Below are 13135 nucleotides of genomic sequence, written 5' to 3' on the forward strand. Positions count from 1 at the left end.
GCAAAAAGGAAGGCACTATGTCCAACCCGCTTCTTCAATTTGAGGATTTACCTCCGTTTTCCGCCATTAAGCCAGAGCATGTTAAACCGGCCGTCGAAGCCGCGATTGCTGACTGTCGCCAAGCGGTGGATGCCGCAGCGGCGGCCGAGCAACCAAGCTGGGATACTGTTAGCGTGCCGGTCACAGAGGCGGAAGATCGTCTTGGCCGCATCTGGTCACCGGTGAGCCATATGAATGCGGTGGTCAATAGTCAGCCATTGCGTGAGGCGTATGAAAGCTGCCTGGCGTTGCTGTCGGAATACTCCACCTGGCGCGGTCAGCATAAAGGCCTATACCACGCATACAAAGCGATGAAAGACAGTGCTGAGTTTGCTGCTCTCGATGTGGCGCAGCAAAAAGCGATTAACGATGCGTTGCAAGACTTTGAGCTGTCCGGGATTGCCCTGCCAGCCGATCAGCAACACCGCTTTGGTGAAATTCAAAAACGCTTGTCGGAGCTTTCCTCTTCATTTAGCAACAATGTGCTCGATGCCACCATGGGCTGGAGTAAGCTGATTAGCGATGAAAGTGAATTAGCCGGCTTGCCTGAATCGGCGCTCAATGCAGCGAAAGCGCAGGCTGAAAGTAAGTCGCAATCAGGTTACTTATTTACGCTGGATATTCCCTCGTATCTGCCAGTCATGATGTACTGCGATAACCGAGCGCTGCGCCAGGAAATGTATGAAGCCTTTACTACACGCGCCTCTGATCGCGGCCCGCAGGCGGGGCAGTGGGACAACACTGAGCTGATGAATGAGTCGTTGCGCCTCAAGTATGAGCTATCACGTTTGCTCGGCTTTAATCACTATAGTGAGCTGTCACTGGCCACGAAAATGGCAGAGAGCACGGAACAAGTGATGGGCTTTTTGAACGACCTGGTTGATAAAGCGCGTCCGCAAGGTGAGCGAGAGTTTGCAGAAGTAAAAGCCTATGCCAAAGAAGAGTTTGGTGTTGATGTGCTCGAGCCTTGGGATATCCCTTACTACAGCGAAAAACTCAAACAAGCCCGCTACACCATCTCTGATGAAGCGCTGCGCCCTTATTTCCCTGAGGCACGTGTGCTTTCTGGCTTGTTCGAAGTAATGAAACGCGTATTTGGCATGACCATTACTGAGCGCAAGGGCATCGATACGTGGCATGACAGTGTGCGCTTTTATGATATTCATGATAGCGAAGGTACCTTGCGCGGCAGCTTCTACCTTGACCTGTACGCGCGTGAAAACAAACGTGGCGGCGCATGGATGGATGAATGTCGTGTCCGTCGCCGCAAAGCTAACGGCGAGCTTCAAACGCCAGTGGCGTATCTAACCTGTAACTTTAATCCGCCAGTGGGCGATGACCCGGCGCTGTTTACCCATGACGAAGTGGTCACTTTGTTCCACGAATTTGGCCACGGCATTCACCACATGCTGACAAAAGTAGAAGTAGCGGATGTGTCGGGGATCAATGGTGTCCCTTGGGATGCGGTTGAGTTACCCAGCCAGTTTTTAGAGAACTGGTGCTGGGAACAAGACGCACTGAGCTTTATCTCGGGGCATTATCAAACTGGGGAAGCCTTACCGGAAGATATGTTGGAGAAAATGCTGGCGGCGAAAAACTTTAACTCAGCGATGGCCATGTTACGCCAGCTCGAGTTCAGTTTGTTCGACTTCCGCTTGTTTAGCGAGTTTGACCCAGAGGTGGGCCCACGGATCATGGAAACGCTAAGTGCGGTGCGTGAGCAGGTTTCTGTGGTACCAACACCAGAGTGGAACCGCTTCCCTCACGCGTTTGGCCACATCTTTGCCGGTGGCTACAGTGCCGGCTACTACAGCTATAAATGGGCAGAAGTGCTGTCGAGCGATGCTTACTCGCGCTTTGAAGAAGAAGGGATCTTTAACCGTGATACCGGTGAAGATTTCCTTAACCATATTCTTAGCCGCGGTGGCAGTGAAGCGCCGAAAGACTTATTTGAGCGCTTTAGAGGGCGTGAACCACGCCCTGAGGCCTTGTTGCGTCACAGTGGTATCACCACCGCGTAGCGGCTGAACCCTCACCATAAAAAAGCCCGCATCGGTAACGACGCGGGCTTTTTTGATTCATCGGTAGGGTCAGAGGCTTGTATCATCCGTGAGCACCACCAGGGGCAACCCTAGGCTTGATTGGCGCAGTGCTTCTTGCTCTAACTCTGCGCGGAGCAATGGGCTGGCCTCAAGCAGTGTGGTATCCAAGTGGAGAGTCAGGGCGTCCTCCTCGGCAGTGAGCGCTATCACCGGGCGGACGCGGCTGTCACGGCGATGGCATAAAATCACCGCAATGCGTAGGAGACGCAACAGCCGATTGGCGCTGGTGGTAGACAGCGCATGCTGGCCATCAATTAACACCAGTTGCTCTCGGTAGTAGCGCAACAAGGTCGCAACCAGCTGTTTCTGCGCTCGCGTAAAGCCGGGCAGGTCGAGATGGGTGATTAAATACGCTGCATGGTCACCATCTTGCTTAAAGCCAATGCTTAAGCCAATCTCATGCACGCACGCGGCGGCATGGAGCAAGCTTTGTGCTTCTGGCTCTGGCACCCAAGAGGCGGGACATTGGTTGAGCAGCTCGAGAGCGGTATCGGCGACGTTGATGCCGTGAGCTTGGTCAAGCTGATAGCGGGATTGAATGCTGGCGATGGTACGGGCGCGAATATCACTGTGGCGCATCGCGGTCATCATTTCATACACCAACCCCTCGCGCAGAGCACCACCCGCTAAGGTCATGCGTGTCACCTCTAAGCACTCGAAAATGGCGATCAGTATCGATAAGCCGCTGGGAAAGACCAGTGCACGCTCTAAGGTCAAGCCTTCGATGTCCAGCGCGTCCATTTGCCCACAGGCAATGGCTTGATCGCGCAACCGGTGAAGCTTCTCTAGGGTGATCACTTCATCCATGCCTTGGGTGACCATGATCTCTTGCAGTGCCTGTACGGTGCCGCTGGCACCGACGCAGCAGTCCCAGCCGAGCGCACGATATTGCTCTATCAGCGGGGCTAACTCGGCTTTAGCGCCAGCAATCGCAGTATCGAAGGCGGATTGATTGAGCACGCGGTCGGCAAAATAGTCTTCTAAAAAGGTGACACAGCCCATGTTGAGGCTTTGTAGCACTGTCGGCTCAAATTGCTCGCCAATGATAAGTTCGGTGCTGGCACCACCGATGTCGACCACCAAGCGTTTGCCCGCTCCGCCAGAAGTATGCGCGACCCCTTGATAAATGGTGCGTGCCTCTTCTTCCCCGGAGATAATCTCAATCGGGTGACCAAGCAGGGTGTTGGCTTTAGCTAAAAACGCCTCGGCGTTACTGGCACGACGCAGGGCCGCGGTGGCGACGACACGGATGTTGTCAGTGTTGAAGTCTTGCAAACGTTCGGCGAACAAGGCCAAGCAATCCCAGCCACGCTGCATGGCTTCGTCGCTCAGCTGTTGTTGGTCGTCCATGCCGGCTGCAAGGCGAACCTTTCGCTTAATTTTAGCGAGCGTTTGCACGCTGCCTGCCACTTGGCGCACCACCAGCATATGAAAGCTGTTGGAGCCTAAATCAATCGCGGCGTACAGCGACGGGGTCGATGTGGGATGTCCGTGACCACTCATGATGCGCTCTGACCTATCTGTCGTGAAACCTTATGCCGACTTTTGCGGACGACGACGTTGGCGGTTGCGGTTATTTCCGCCACCTTTGTTATTGTTACTGCGGCGCTGCGTATTAGGGCGCTTTGCCATTTTCTTTGGCGGTGGCAAATCTTTTAGCAGTGCACTGCGGTCGAACTCGCTAACCGGGATGCTGTGTTCGATGTACTCTTCAATCGCGGGCAGGTTTACCGCATACTCTTCACAGGCAAAGCTGATGGAGCTGCCACTGGCACCCGCGCGTCCAGTACGGCCAATACGGTGCACATAGTCTTGCGCGTCGTCTGGCAGATCGTAGTTAAACACGTGAGTCACTTGCGGAATATGCAAGCCACGCGCGGCGACATCGGTTGCGACCAATAGATCGAGCTCGCCATTAGTGAATTGCTCGAGGATTTTAACCCGTTTTTTCTGGGGAACGTCGCCGGTGAGCAAGCCCACACGATGGTTATCAGCCGCTAAATGGGCCCAAATTGATTCGCAGCGATGCTTAGTGTTGGCAAAAATAATCGCGCGCTCAGGCCAATCTTCTTCAATCAAGGTTTGTAACAGCGGCATCTTTTCTTTGTTTGATGGCTGGAACAACTCTTCTTTGATGCGATGACCGGTAATTTGTTCGGGCTCGACCACCACATGTTCTGGGTTGGTCATATGCTCAAAAGCCAGCTCTTGTACGCGATACGACAAGGTCGCCGAAAATAGCATGTTCAAGCGCTGATCGGGGGCGGGCATGCGGTTAAACAAAAAGCGAATGTCTTTGATAAAACCGAGATCAAACATGCGATCCGCTTCATCGAGCACCACAGCTTGAATGCCGTGTAAATCAATCACTTTCTTTTTGTAAAAGTCGATAATACGGCCACAGGTACCGATTAAAATATCGACACCCTGTTCTAGCGTCTGTTGCTGTTGGTCGTAGCCTTCGCCACCATACGCGAGCCCTGCGCTGATCGATGTATTCGCTAAAAGCGGCTCAGCATCATTATAGATCTGAATCGCTAATTCACGCGTAGGAGCTAATATAATGGCACGCGGCTGATTTTTTTTACGCGATGCAGGCGCATCGGTCGTCAGGAGGTGATGAAACGTCGCAGCCAGGAACGCCAGGGTTTTGCCTGTCCCCGTTTGCGCCTGTCCTGCAATGTCTTGGCCGGTGAGCAGGACCGGCAATGCCAGGGCTTGGATAGGGGTACATTGAGTAAACCCTTTGGCCTCCAAGCTCTTGAGAACATCGGCGTGCAAGCCGAGCTCGGCAAATTTCTGCTCTGTGATATGCGTCATTTTCATCCGGATAGAATATCAGCTTAGGCTTGCAATACGGAAGCGAATCCAGTCAAATAGTCCCATAATTTACTGGTCGCAATTTAGCCAGTAACAAAAACATGTATTGGAGTAGAAGATGAGCGACAAAATTATGCAGCTAACCGACGACAGCTTTGAGGCAGACGTTCTAAAAGCTGCAGGGCCTGTATTGGTGGATTTTTGGGCAGAATGGTGTGGGCCATGTAAAATGATCGCGCCTATCCTGGACGAAATCGCTGAAGAATACGCAGGTAAAGTCACCATCGGAAAACTGAACATTGACCAGAACGCAGGTACACCGCCTAAGTTCGGCATCCGTGGTATCCCAACACTGCTGCTGTTTAAAGATGGCAGCGTGGCAGCAACCAAGGTTGGTGCTGTGTCAAAAACTCAGCTGAAAGAGTTTCTTGACGCCAACCTATAATGCTAAAGTAACCGTCGCTGCCTCTCAGCGGCGGTTGTTTTTCTGCCAACTAGACGATACCCCATTTAGGTGCTACCTTATTGCACGGAATTTGTACTTCTGTTCATCTCTCGAACATACCACTGGTCTCGACACGCTAACTAATTTCAGACCTCAACTTTGACAAACAAGACACTCACCACTATGAATCTTACCGAACTGAAGACTCAACCCGTCTCGACGCTGGTTGCGCTTGGCGAAAGCATGGGACTTGAAAACCTGGCTCGCTTGCGTAAACAGGACATCATTTTTTCGATCCTCAAACAGCACGCAAAAAGCGGTGAAGATATTTTCGGCAATGGCGTACTGGAAATTCTTCAAGACGGGTTTGGCTTCTTGCGCAGCGCAGACAGCTCGTATTTGGCCGGCCCTGATGACATTTATGTATCGCCAAGCCAAATTCGTCGCTTTAACCTGCGCACAGGCGATACCATCGCGGGTAAAATTCGGCCGCCAAAAGATGGCGAGCGTTACTTTGCGCTATTAAAAGTCAACCAAGTGAACAGCGATAAGCCGGACAACGCGCGCAGCAAAATCCTGTTTGAAAACTTGACCCCACTGCATGCCAGCGAGCGTATGGTGATGGAGCGTGGCAACGGCTCCACGGAAGACATCACAGCACGTGTGCTGGATTTGGCTTCGCCGATTGGTAAAGGCCAGCGCGGCTTGATTGTGGCACCGCCAAAAGCGGGTAAAACCATGTTGCTGCAAAACATTGCGCAAAGCATCGCGTTTAACCACCCAGACTGTGAATTGATGGTGCTGTTGATTGACGAGCGTCCGGAAGAAGTGACCGAGATGCAGCGCTTGGTACAAGGCGAAGTGGTTGCCTCAACCTTTGACGAGCCCGCGAACCGCCACGTGCAAGTCGCCGAAATGGTGATTGAAAAAGCCAAGCGTTTGGTGGAGCACAAAAAAGACGTGGTTATCTTGCTGGACTCGATCACCCGTCTGGCGCGTGCTTACAACACAGTTGTGCCATCATCAGGCAAAGTATTGACCGGTGGTGTTGACGCCAATGCCTTGCACCGTCCGAAGCGTTTCTTTGGTGCGGCGCGTAATGTGGAAGAAGGCGGCAGCCTGACCATTATCGCCACTGCGCTGGTAGACACGGGCTCTAAGATGGACGAAGTCATCTACGAAGAGTTTAAAGGCACGGGTAATATGGAATTGCACCTGTCCCGTAAGATTGCTGAAAAACGTGTTTTCCCTGCTATTGACTTCACCCGCTCTGGTACCCGTCGTGAAGAGTTGCTGACCAAGCCCGATGAACTACAAAAAATGTGGATCTTGCGCAAAATTGTGCATCCAATGGGCGAGCTGGAAGGCATGGAATTCTTGATTGGTAAATTGGCGATGTCCAAAACCAACAACGAATTCTTTGATGCCATGCGTCGGCAAAACTCGTAATTGGTGACGCAATAGTGTTAAGCACTGCGCATTCGCAGTGCTTTTTTATTGCTCAGCGCATACCGAGCTCGCACAATACGAGTCACCAAGGAAAGGTGACGCAGGACGCGTGACACCGAAGATAGGATTGCAACGGATGGCAAGACGTTTTCGCATCAAGCTAGCAGGGATATGCCTAGGGATCGTGGGCTTTGTTTCCTCCACGGTATCGGCATCCAATGAGCCAGCGGCCGATGGGCAAATCGTAGCGCAGCCTTTTATTGAGCAAGTGTTAGATAAAGCCAGTACGGCGGATGCGATGCGTACTGCCTTTACCCTCCAAGCCAACGGCGATATCAATGCGCTTGAGTCACACATTCGCCAGCTTCCTCCTCTGACGCGTGAGGCAACCTTATATCGGCTGCTCTCTTCACCGTTGCGTCTGGATAACGAGAAATGGCGCGATTATCTCGTGACCTTAAGTCAGCAGCAGCCACACTTTCTGTTACGTCACCAACAAGACGGTTATTGGGTGACCACGCCTGCGTTTCATTACGCCGCCGCGGCGCGCAAGCAGCTTAATCGCTACCGCCAGCAGCAATTAACCCAAGAGCTCGGCATGCTATTGAGCTATCGTCAGTTGGTCGTTGCTGATTGGGTGAAACCTGATGAGGCCGATTATGCGCGACGCCGTGATGCCTTGGTAAGCATGATTGCTGACTATGACGGCGATGGCTTAGCGTATCTGACCGATCAGTATCTTAATGATCCGACCTTAATGTGGATGCCAGACAACGCGATTTTAGCCGCGTTGGCACAGGCCACGGATCGTCCCGCGCTGTATGAAAGGTTATGGCGCCGAGGCACCGATCAGTATAGCCTTGCAGCCTTGCACGCGCTGCGTGACCGCGGAGCAGAGCCGTTTGCACTGCAGCAGATGATGGCCGCGGCCGATAACCCCTCGTTGCGTGGACCTGCGATTCGCCAGCTGGCCAACCTATCACCACTGCCTGCACCGGTTGCCGATTTTCTTCTGACACAACTGTCGTTGCGACAAGGCAATCACGTGGCGCAGCTGCTGGTGGAGGCGGGTAAAGGTGACTGGTTGAGTAGCTTGCAAGATCAGTTAGGGCCGCTTGGGCAGCAGCACATTGCATCTGCGTTGTCGTCGCGCTAATGTCGAGCCTTTACCGATCCGGATACCGCTTAACTTGGTATCATAGAGGTGACCATTAACCCGTTGAGCCTGATATGAAACTTTCCGATCTGCGCGATTTCATTGACTACCTTGAAGCTCAAGGTGAGCTAAAACGCATTACCCAGCCGGTTGATCCAGACCTGGAGATGACCGAGATTTGCGACCGCACCCTACGAGCGGGCGGGCCGGCGCTGTTATTCGAAAACCCGGTGGGTTATGACATCCCGGTGCTGGCGAACCTTTTTGGTACGCCCAAACGTGTTGCCTTGGGGATGGGCCGAGAAGACGTGCTTGAGCTGCGCGAGGTAGGCAAATTGCTTGCGTACCTCAAAGAGCCTGAGCCACCCAAAGGCTTTCGTGATGCCCTCGATAAACTGCCCGTGTTTCGTCAAGTGCTCAACATGCCAGCGAAAACCGTGCGTCGTCCACGCTGCCAAGAGGTGGTGCTGAGTGGTGATGAGGTCGACTTGGATAAGATTCCGGTGATGCGCTGCTGGCCCGGGGATGTGGCACCCTTGCTGACCTGGGGGCTGACGATTACCCGCGGACCGAATAAAAAGCGGCAAAACCTCGGCATCTATCGCCAGCAAAAAATCGGCAAAAACAAAGTGATCATGCGTTGGTTGGCTCATCGCGGTGGCGCGTTAGATTTACATGATTGGATGCAAACCCATCCCAACGAGCCTTTTCCGGTCACCGTGGCTTATGGCGCTGACCCTGCCACCATTCTCGGGGCAGTGACACCGGTGCCTGATACCTTGTCGGAATACGCGTTTGCTGGCTTATTGCGCGGCAGCAAAACCGAAGTGGCCAAGTGTATCAGCAATGATTTGGATGTACCGGCCAGTGCGGAAATCGTGATGGAAGGCTACATCGACCCCAATGAATACGCTGATGAAGGGCCTTATGGCGATCATACCGGGTACTACAATGAGGTTGAGCGCCACCATGTGTTCACCGTGACGCATCTGACCATGCGCAAAAAACCGATTTACCATAGCACCTACACGGGGCGTCCACCCGATGAGCCCGCGGTACTGGGCGTGGCGCTGAACGAAGTGTTTGTGCCGATTTTGCAAAAGCAGTTCCCAGAGATTGTCGATTTCTATCTGCCGCCTGAAGGCTGCTCGTACCGTATGGCGGTGGTGACCATGAAAAAACAATACCCCGGTCATGCTAAGCGAGTGATGATGGGGGTGTGGTCATTTTTGCGCCAGTTTATGTACACCAAGTTTGTGATAGTGTGTGACGACGACGTCAACGCGCGTGATTGGAATGACGTGATCTGGGCGATTACCACGCGTATGGATCCGTCGCGTGATACCGTAATGGTAGACAACACCCCGATTGACTCACTCGACTTTGCCTCACCTGTGGTGGGGCTGGGATCGAAAATGGGTCTCGATGCCACCAATAAATGGCAAGGGGAAACCGATCGCGAGTGGGGCACACCGATTGCGAAAGACCCAGAGGTCGTCGCACGTGTCGATGCGATTTGGGATGAATTAGGGATCTTAGACTAATCCTATTGGAATGCGCTAGCATTCACCGTTAACGATAAAAACACAGCCCAAGGCGGTAGTGATGCCGCCTCTTATAACCTCATCGGCTGTAGCAAAACGAACAGAGGAACAGAATGTCAATACTATGTGAAGTGACAGCCGTTGAGCCGTTGGCATGTCACACCTACCGCATTGTCCTGAAGCCACAGCAGGCGGTGAGCTACCAGCCAGGGCAATACGTGATGGCGGTGATGGGCGAAAAAGATAAGCGCCCGTTTTCGCTGGCGAGTAGCCCATGCCGTGAAGATGGTGCCGAACTCGAACTACACGTTGGCGCGGCAGACGAGAACCCGTTTGCGCTAGAAGTGGTTGAGAAAGCCAAAGCTGTGCTAGAAAGCGGTGAAGCGGGCTTTGAAATCACAGAGCCTGCCGGTGACGCTTGGCTACGTGATAGCGATCGCCCCCTGTTGTTGATTGCCGGCGGTACCGGTTTTTCTTACGTGCGCAGCATGGTCGATCACTGTATTAGTCAAGGAATACAGTCACCTATCTTTATTTATTGGGGCGCGCGTACCCCTTGTCAGCTCTATGCCCATGACGAGCTGCAAGCACTGACTGAGTCACATAGCAATATTACCTTCATGCCCGTGGTGGAGCAGGCTGAAGGCGAGTGGCGCGGTAAAGTAGGCAATGTATTAGAAGCGGTGATGGAAGATTTTGTCAGCCTTGGCGCTTATGACATTTATATCGCGGGCCGTTTTGAAATGGCAGGTGTCGCACGCGACATGTTCTGTAAAGAGCGTGGTGTGAGTCGTGATCACCTCTACTCAGACGCGTTTGCCTTTATCTGATTAAGTCTTTTTCTCGGGTAAGTAAACAGGCAGGGATTTCCCTGCCTGTTTTATATTTAGGTGACTGAGATGTTGGGGCGGCCTACTGTGGGGTGGCACTCCGCTGGGCTTCGACGCGGCGCTTTACCCAGGTTTGGTTAAACCACAGTGCGGCTAAAATTAGCACCCCGCCACTGAGTAAGGGCAGCAGATCAGCGTCGCGGTTCCAGATCAATACATTGACCACAATGCCGGCTGGAATTAAGGCGTTATTCATCACTGCAAGCGCCCCCGCATTCACCAGCGTCGCTCCCTTATTCCAAAAGAAATAGCCCAGCCCTGAGGCGATGGTGCCTAGGTAGATTAATACACCCCACTGGGTGGGTGTCGTGGGCAGTTTGTCACTGTGGCCCAGCAGGGCGAAAGCCAGCACACCCACCACTAAGGCGCCAAGATAAAACCATCCAAACACCGCATGCTGAGGCAATTGAGTGTGCTCTTTCTCAAGCAGGTATTTGTAACCGACTTGGCCAATCGCAAAGCAAAGGTTCGCCCCTTGCACCACCAAAAAGCCGACCAGAAAATCTGGGTTGACGGTGGCATAGCGGATCACCACGGCGCCGAGCACCGCCATCGCGGCGGTGAGCAGATACCACGCGCTAAACTGGCGCTTTAAGGCATCGTAAATCAAGGTGACGTAAAGCGGGGTAAAGACGGTAAACAGCAGCACCTCTGGCACCGACAAAAATAAAAAGGACTGATAGAAAAAGCAGTACATAATGCCGAGTTGAAAGGCGCCGACCAACATCAGCTTAGCGGCAAACGCTGGTTTTACTTGGCGAGGACGCAAAAAAGGCAAAAACACCAATCCGGCCAACACAATCCTCATCAGGACGGAAAAGTAACTGTCCACTTGGCCGGCGAGATACACGCCAATCAGGCTAAATGAAAAGGCCCACAGCAGTGTCACGCCGCTAAGATACCCCATGGCTTCGGTTCCTTCGATAAAGTGATAAAAAGGGCAGTGTACCGTTTCGTCGCGGGGACGCAATCGGTTCGTCTTGCGTAAGTAAGAGTAGGCGATCGTGGAAGCAGAAGGCGGGATCGCCGCCTTCACAGGAAAGAAAGTGCGGTGCGGCTAGTCGCGGATAGGCACCATCAACAAATCGACCGGTGTTTTATTGAGTAATTGCTTGGTGGAGGACAGCAGCGAGCTCCAAAAGTCTTGGTGGTGGCCGACCACAACCAAATCAATCCCCATGTTTTGAATCGACTCCGTGATTTCTTCGGCCAAATCGCCGCTGCTCACCAAGGTATGTGTCACTGCACTTTGCGCATCACTGGCCAGTTGATTGAGCTTTTGCTGCGCCTCTTCAATCACGCGATTACGCGATTCGACTAAGTTGATATCGATGAGCCCAGTGTAGAGCTCCGCATAGTTGACGTCGATATGCACCAAGGAGAGCTGGGCGTTGAGGGCACTGGCTAAGGCATCGGCTTTTTTAAGCAGGCGTTCACTGTCATTTGATAAATCGACAGCAACCAAAATATGCTTGTATGACATAGGGTTATCCTTTTTCTTCGAGGTTGTCATCGCAGTCTAGCGAGCTTGCGTATAAAAAACAGTCACTGTGATCGCATTCCGATCAACAATTCGACGATGACACGAGTCATAAATTCGATACAAGACTCGGTATCGATGCAGTTAGTCGGCGTGATCCGCTTGAAAACCAACGTGCTGCTGGTCAGAATGGCAGCTAACCCCGAATAAAGAGGATGTTTTATATGCTAGCACCTGCCATGGTTGACAGGCTCAATGAGCAGATCAATTTGGAGTTTTTCTCATCAAATCTATACTTACAAATGAGCGCTTGGTGTGAGGATCAAGGCTTCGAAGGAGCCGCGCGATTCCTGCATAAGCACGCACAAGAAGAAATGCAGCATATGCAGCGCCTTTTTACTTACGTCAGTGAGACAGGGGCGATGCCTATTTTGGGTTCGATTGACGCGCCGCGTCATGAGTTCGCTTCACTGGGCGAAGTGTTTCGTGAAACCTATCAGCACGAGCGCTTAATAACGGAAAAGATTAACAGCTTGGCGCACGTTGCGTTTACCACGCAAGATTATTCAACCTTCAACTTCTTGCAGTGGTATGTGGCGGAGCAGCATGAAGAAGAGAAGCTGTTTAAAGGCATACTCGATAAGATCGAGTTAGTCGGCGAAGATGGTAAAGCTTTGTTCTTTATCGACAAAGACTTGGCATCGATGGCAGTTGAAGAGTCTACGTCAGTGATGGACGGCTCAGCAGGGCAGTAATCGACTTACCCCTCCCTCTGAGCGCTATCCGGCGTAGCGGAGGGAGAGGTCTATGAACGGTGATATCCTAATCGTGGCAGTATTTACCGTCACACTGATTAATTTCGCGCGCTACCTGTCTTCATTGCGCGCGCTGGTTGTGATGTTACGCGACGCCAATCCGCTGCTTTATCAGCAAATTTGTCGTGGAGATAACAACTTTTTCTCACTCTCACCCCAAGGCGATATCTCTCGGCAAAAACGCTTGTACCAATATATTCGCAGTCAGGAGTATCTGCATCACCACGATGAAGTTTTCGTGGGAAAATGCAACAAAGTACGCCACCTGTTCATCCTTAACGCTGCGCTGTCTGGTGCCTTGCTCGCGACCTTTTTTCTTGTCGCTTTTGCGGGCTGGTAAGCGGACGCCAACAAATTCGACAAAATGCTGACCTCGGTCAGCATTTTTTTTGTTA

General features: G+C 52.4%; 11 protein-coding genes and 1 pseudogene. 8 read left to right on the forward strand and 4 right to left on the reverse strand.

Annotated features, from left to right (window positions below):
- Positions 1-17: 17 nt before the first annotated feature.
- On the forward strand, positions 18-2060 hold the full coding sequence (gene prlC, locus BZG74_RS06215) for an oligopeptidase A (protein ID WP_077771821.1): 2043 nt from the start codon (positions 18-20) through the stop codon (positions 2058-2060).
- A gap of 69 nt (positions 2061-2129) precedes the next feature.
- Here the strand turns inward: prlC and gppA are convergent, their stop codons facing one another.
- Positions 2130-3644: a guanosine-5'-triphosphate,3'-diphosphate diphosphatase gene (gene gppA, locus BZG74_RS06220; protein ID WP_077771822.1), complete on the reverse strand. Its 1515-nt coding sequence runs from the start codon at positions 3642-3644 to the stop codon at positions 2130-2132.
- Positions 3645-3674: 30 nt separating this feature from the next.
- A complete protein-coding gene (rhlB, locus tag BZG74_RS06225) occupies positions 3675-4967 on the reverse strand; it encodes an ATP-dependent RNA helicase RhlB (RefSeq protein ID WP_077771823.1) in 1293 nt (430 codons plus the stop codon).
- A gap of 112 nt (positions 4968-5079) precedes the next feature.
- Here rhlB and trxA point away from each other — a divergent pair, with 112 nt between their 5' ends.
- The 5 genes and pseudogenes from trxA to fre all read left to right on the forward strand — a co-directional run bounded on the left by trxA (position 5080) and on the right by fre (position 10385).
- Positions 5080-5406 carry a thioredoxin TrxA gene (gene trxA, locus BZG74_RS06230; protein WP_021022211.1) on the forward strand — a complete coding sequence of 109 codons (327 nt, stop codon included), beginning with the start codon at positions 5080-5082 and terminating at the stop codon, positions 5404-5406.
- A gap of 183 nt (positions 5407-5589) precedes the next feature.
- The gene (gene rho, locus BZG74_RS06235; RefSeq protein ID WP_077578169.1) at positions 5590-6855 is read left to right on the forward strand and encodes a transcription termination factor Rho; all 1266 of its coding nucleotides are present in this window, start codon (positions 5590-5592) and stop codon (positions 6853-6855) included.
- 136 nt (positions 6856-6991) lie between these two features.
- Complete coding sequence (locus BZG74_RS06240) at positions 6992-8011, forward strand: hypothetical protein (protein ID WP_077771824.1); 1020 nt, start codon at positions 6992-6994, stop codon at positions 8009-8011.
- A gap of 74 nt (positions 8012-8085) precedes the next feature.
- Positions 8086-9525, forward strand: a pseudogene (gene ubiD / locus BZG74_RS06245) (4-hydroxy-3-polyprenylbenzoate decarboxylase); the annotation flags it as partial.
- A gap of 143 nt (positions 9526-9668) precedes the next feature.
- Positions 9669-10385 carry an NAD(P)H-flavin reductase gene (fre, locus tag BZG74_RS06250; protein ID WP_077771826.1) on the forward strand — a complete coding sequence of 239 codons (717 nt, stop codon included), beginning with the start codon at positions 9669-9671 and terminating at the stop codon, positions 10383-10385.
- 82 nt (positions 10386-10467) lie between these two features.
- Here the strand turns inward: fre and BZG74_RS06255 are convergent, their stop codons facing one another.
- Together BZG74_RS06255 and BZG74_RS06260 are read right to left on the reverse strand one after the other, a co-directional pair.
- The gene (locus BZG74_RS06255) at positions 10468-11352 is read right to left on the reverse strand and encodes a carboxylate/amino acid/amine transporter (RefSeq protein WP_077771827.1); all 885 of its coding nucleotides are present in this window, start codon (positions 11350-11352) and stop codon (positions 10468-10470) included.
- Between the two features lie 150 nt (positions 11353-11502).
- The gene (locus BZG74_RS06260) at positions 11503-11928 is read right to left on the reverse strand and encodes a universal stress protein (RefSeq protein WP_077771828.1); all 426 of its coding nucleotides are present in this window, start codon (positions 11926-11928) and stop codon (positions 11503-11505) included.
- Between the two features lie 221 nt (positions 11929-12149).
- On the opposite strand from BZG74_RS06260, the gene ftnA reads away from it, so the two are divergent.
- Together ftnA and BZG74_RS06270 are read left to right on the forward strand one after the other, a co-directional pair.
- Complete coding sequence (gene ftnA / locus BZG74_RS06265; RefSeq protein ID WP_046074610.1) at positions 12150-12680, forward strand: non-heme ferritin; 531 nt, start codon at positions 12150-12152, stop codon at positions 12678-12680.
- Positions 12681-12732: 52 nt separating this feature from the next.
- The gene (locus BZG74_RS06270) at positions 12733-13080 is read left to right on the forward strand and encodes a universal stress protein UspB (RefSeq protein ID WP_077771829.1); all 348 of its coding nucleotides are present in this window, start codon (positions 12733-12735) and stop codon (positions 13078-13080) included.
- The last annotated feature ends 55 nt before the right edge of the window (positions 13081-13135 follow it).

This window comes from Salinivibrio sharmensis (assembly GCF_001995985.1).
Lineage (GTDB): Bacteria > Pseudomonadota > Gammaproteobacteria > Enterobacterales > Vibrionaceae > Salinivibrio > Salinivibrio sharmensis.

What these genes read in the sequence shown, in the direction of transcription:
- fre (WP_077771826.1), top strand. Translation starts at nt 9,669, where the DNA reads ATGTCAATACTATGTGAAGTGACAGCCGTTGAGCCGTTGGCATGTCAC.
- rho (WP_077578169.1), top strand. Translation starts at nt 5,590, where the DNA reads ATGAATCTTACCGAACTGAAGACTCAACCCGTCTCGACGCTGGTTGCG.
- rhlB (WP_077771823.1), bottom strand. Translation starts at nt 4,967, where the DNA reads ATGAAAATGACGCATATCACAGAGCAGAAATTTGCCGAGCTCGGCTTG.
- BZG74_RS06255 (WP_077771827.1), bottom strand. Translation starts at nt 11,352, where the DNA reads ATGGGGTATCTTAGCGGCGTGACACTGCTGTGGGCCTTTTCATTTAGC.
- BZG74_RS06240 (WP_077771824.1), top strand. Translation starts at nt 6,992, where the DNA reads ATGGCAAGACGTTTTCGCATCAAGCTAGCAGGGATATGCCTAGGGATC.
- ftnA (WP_046074610.1), top strand. Translation starts at nt 12,150, where the DNA reads ATGCTAGCACCTGCCATGGTTGACAGGCTCAATGAGCAGATCAATTTG.
- BZG74_RS06270 (WP_077771829.1), top strand. Translation starts at nt 12,733, where the DNA reads ATGAACGGTGATATCCTAATCGTGGCAGTATTTACCGTCACACTGATT.
- trxA (WP_021022211.1), top strand. Translation starts at nt 5,080, where the DNA reads ATGAGCGACAAAATTATGCAGCTAACCGACGACAGCTTTGAGGCAGAC.
- gppA (WP_077771822.1), bottom strand. Translation starts at nt 3,644, where the DNA reads ATGAGTGGTCACGGACATCCCACATCGACCCCGTCGCTGTACGCCGCG.
- prlC (WP_077771821.1), top strand. Translation starts at nt 18, where the DNA reads ATGTCCAACCCGCTTCTTCAATTTGAGGATTTACCTCCGTTTTCCGCC.
- BZG74_RS06260 (WP_077771828.1), bottom strand. Translation starts at nt 11,928, where the DNA reads ATGTCATACAAGCATATTTTGGTTGCTGTCGATTTATCAAATGACAGT.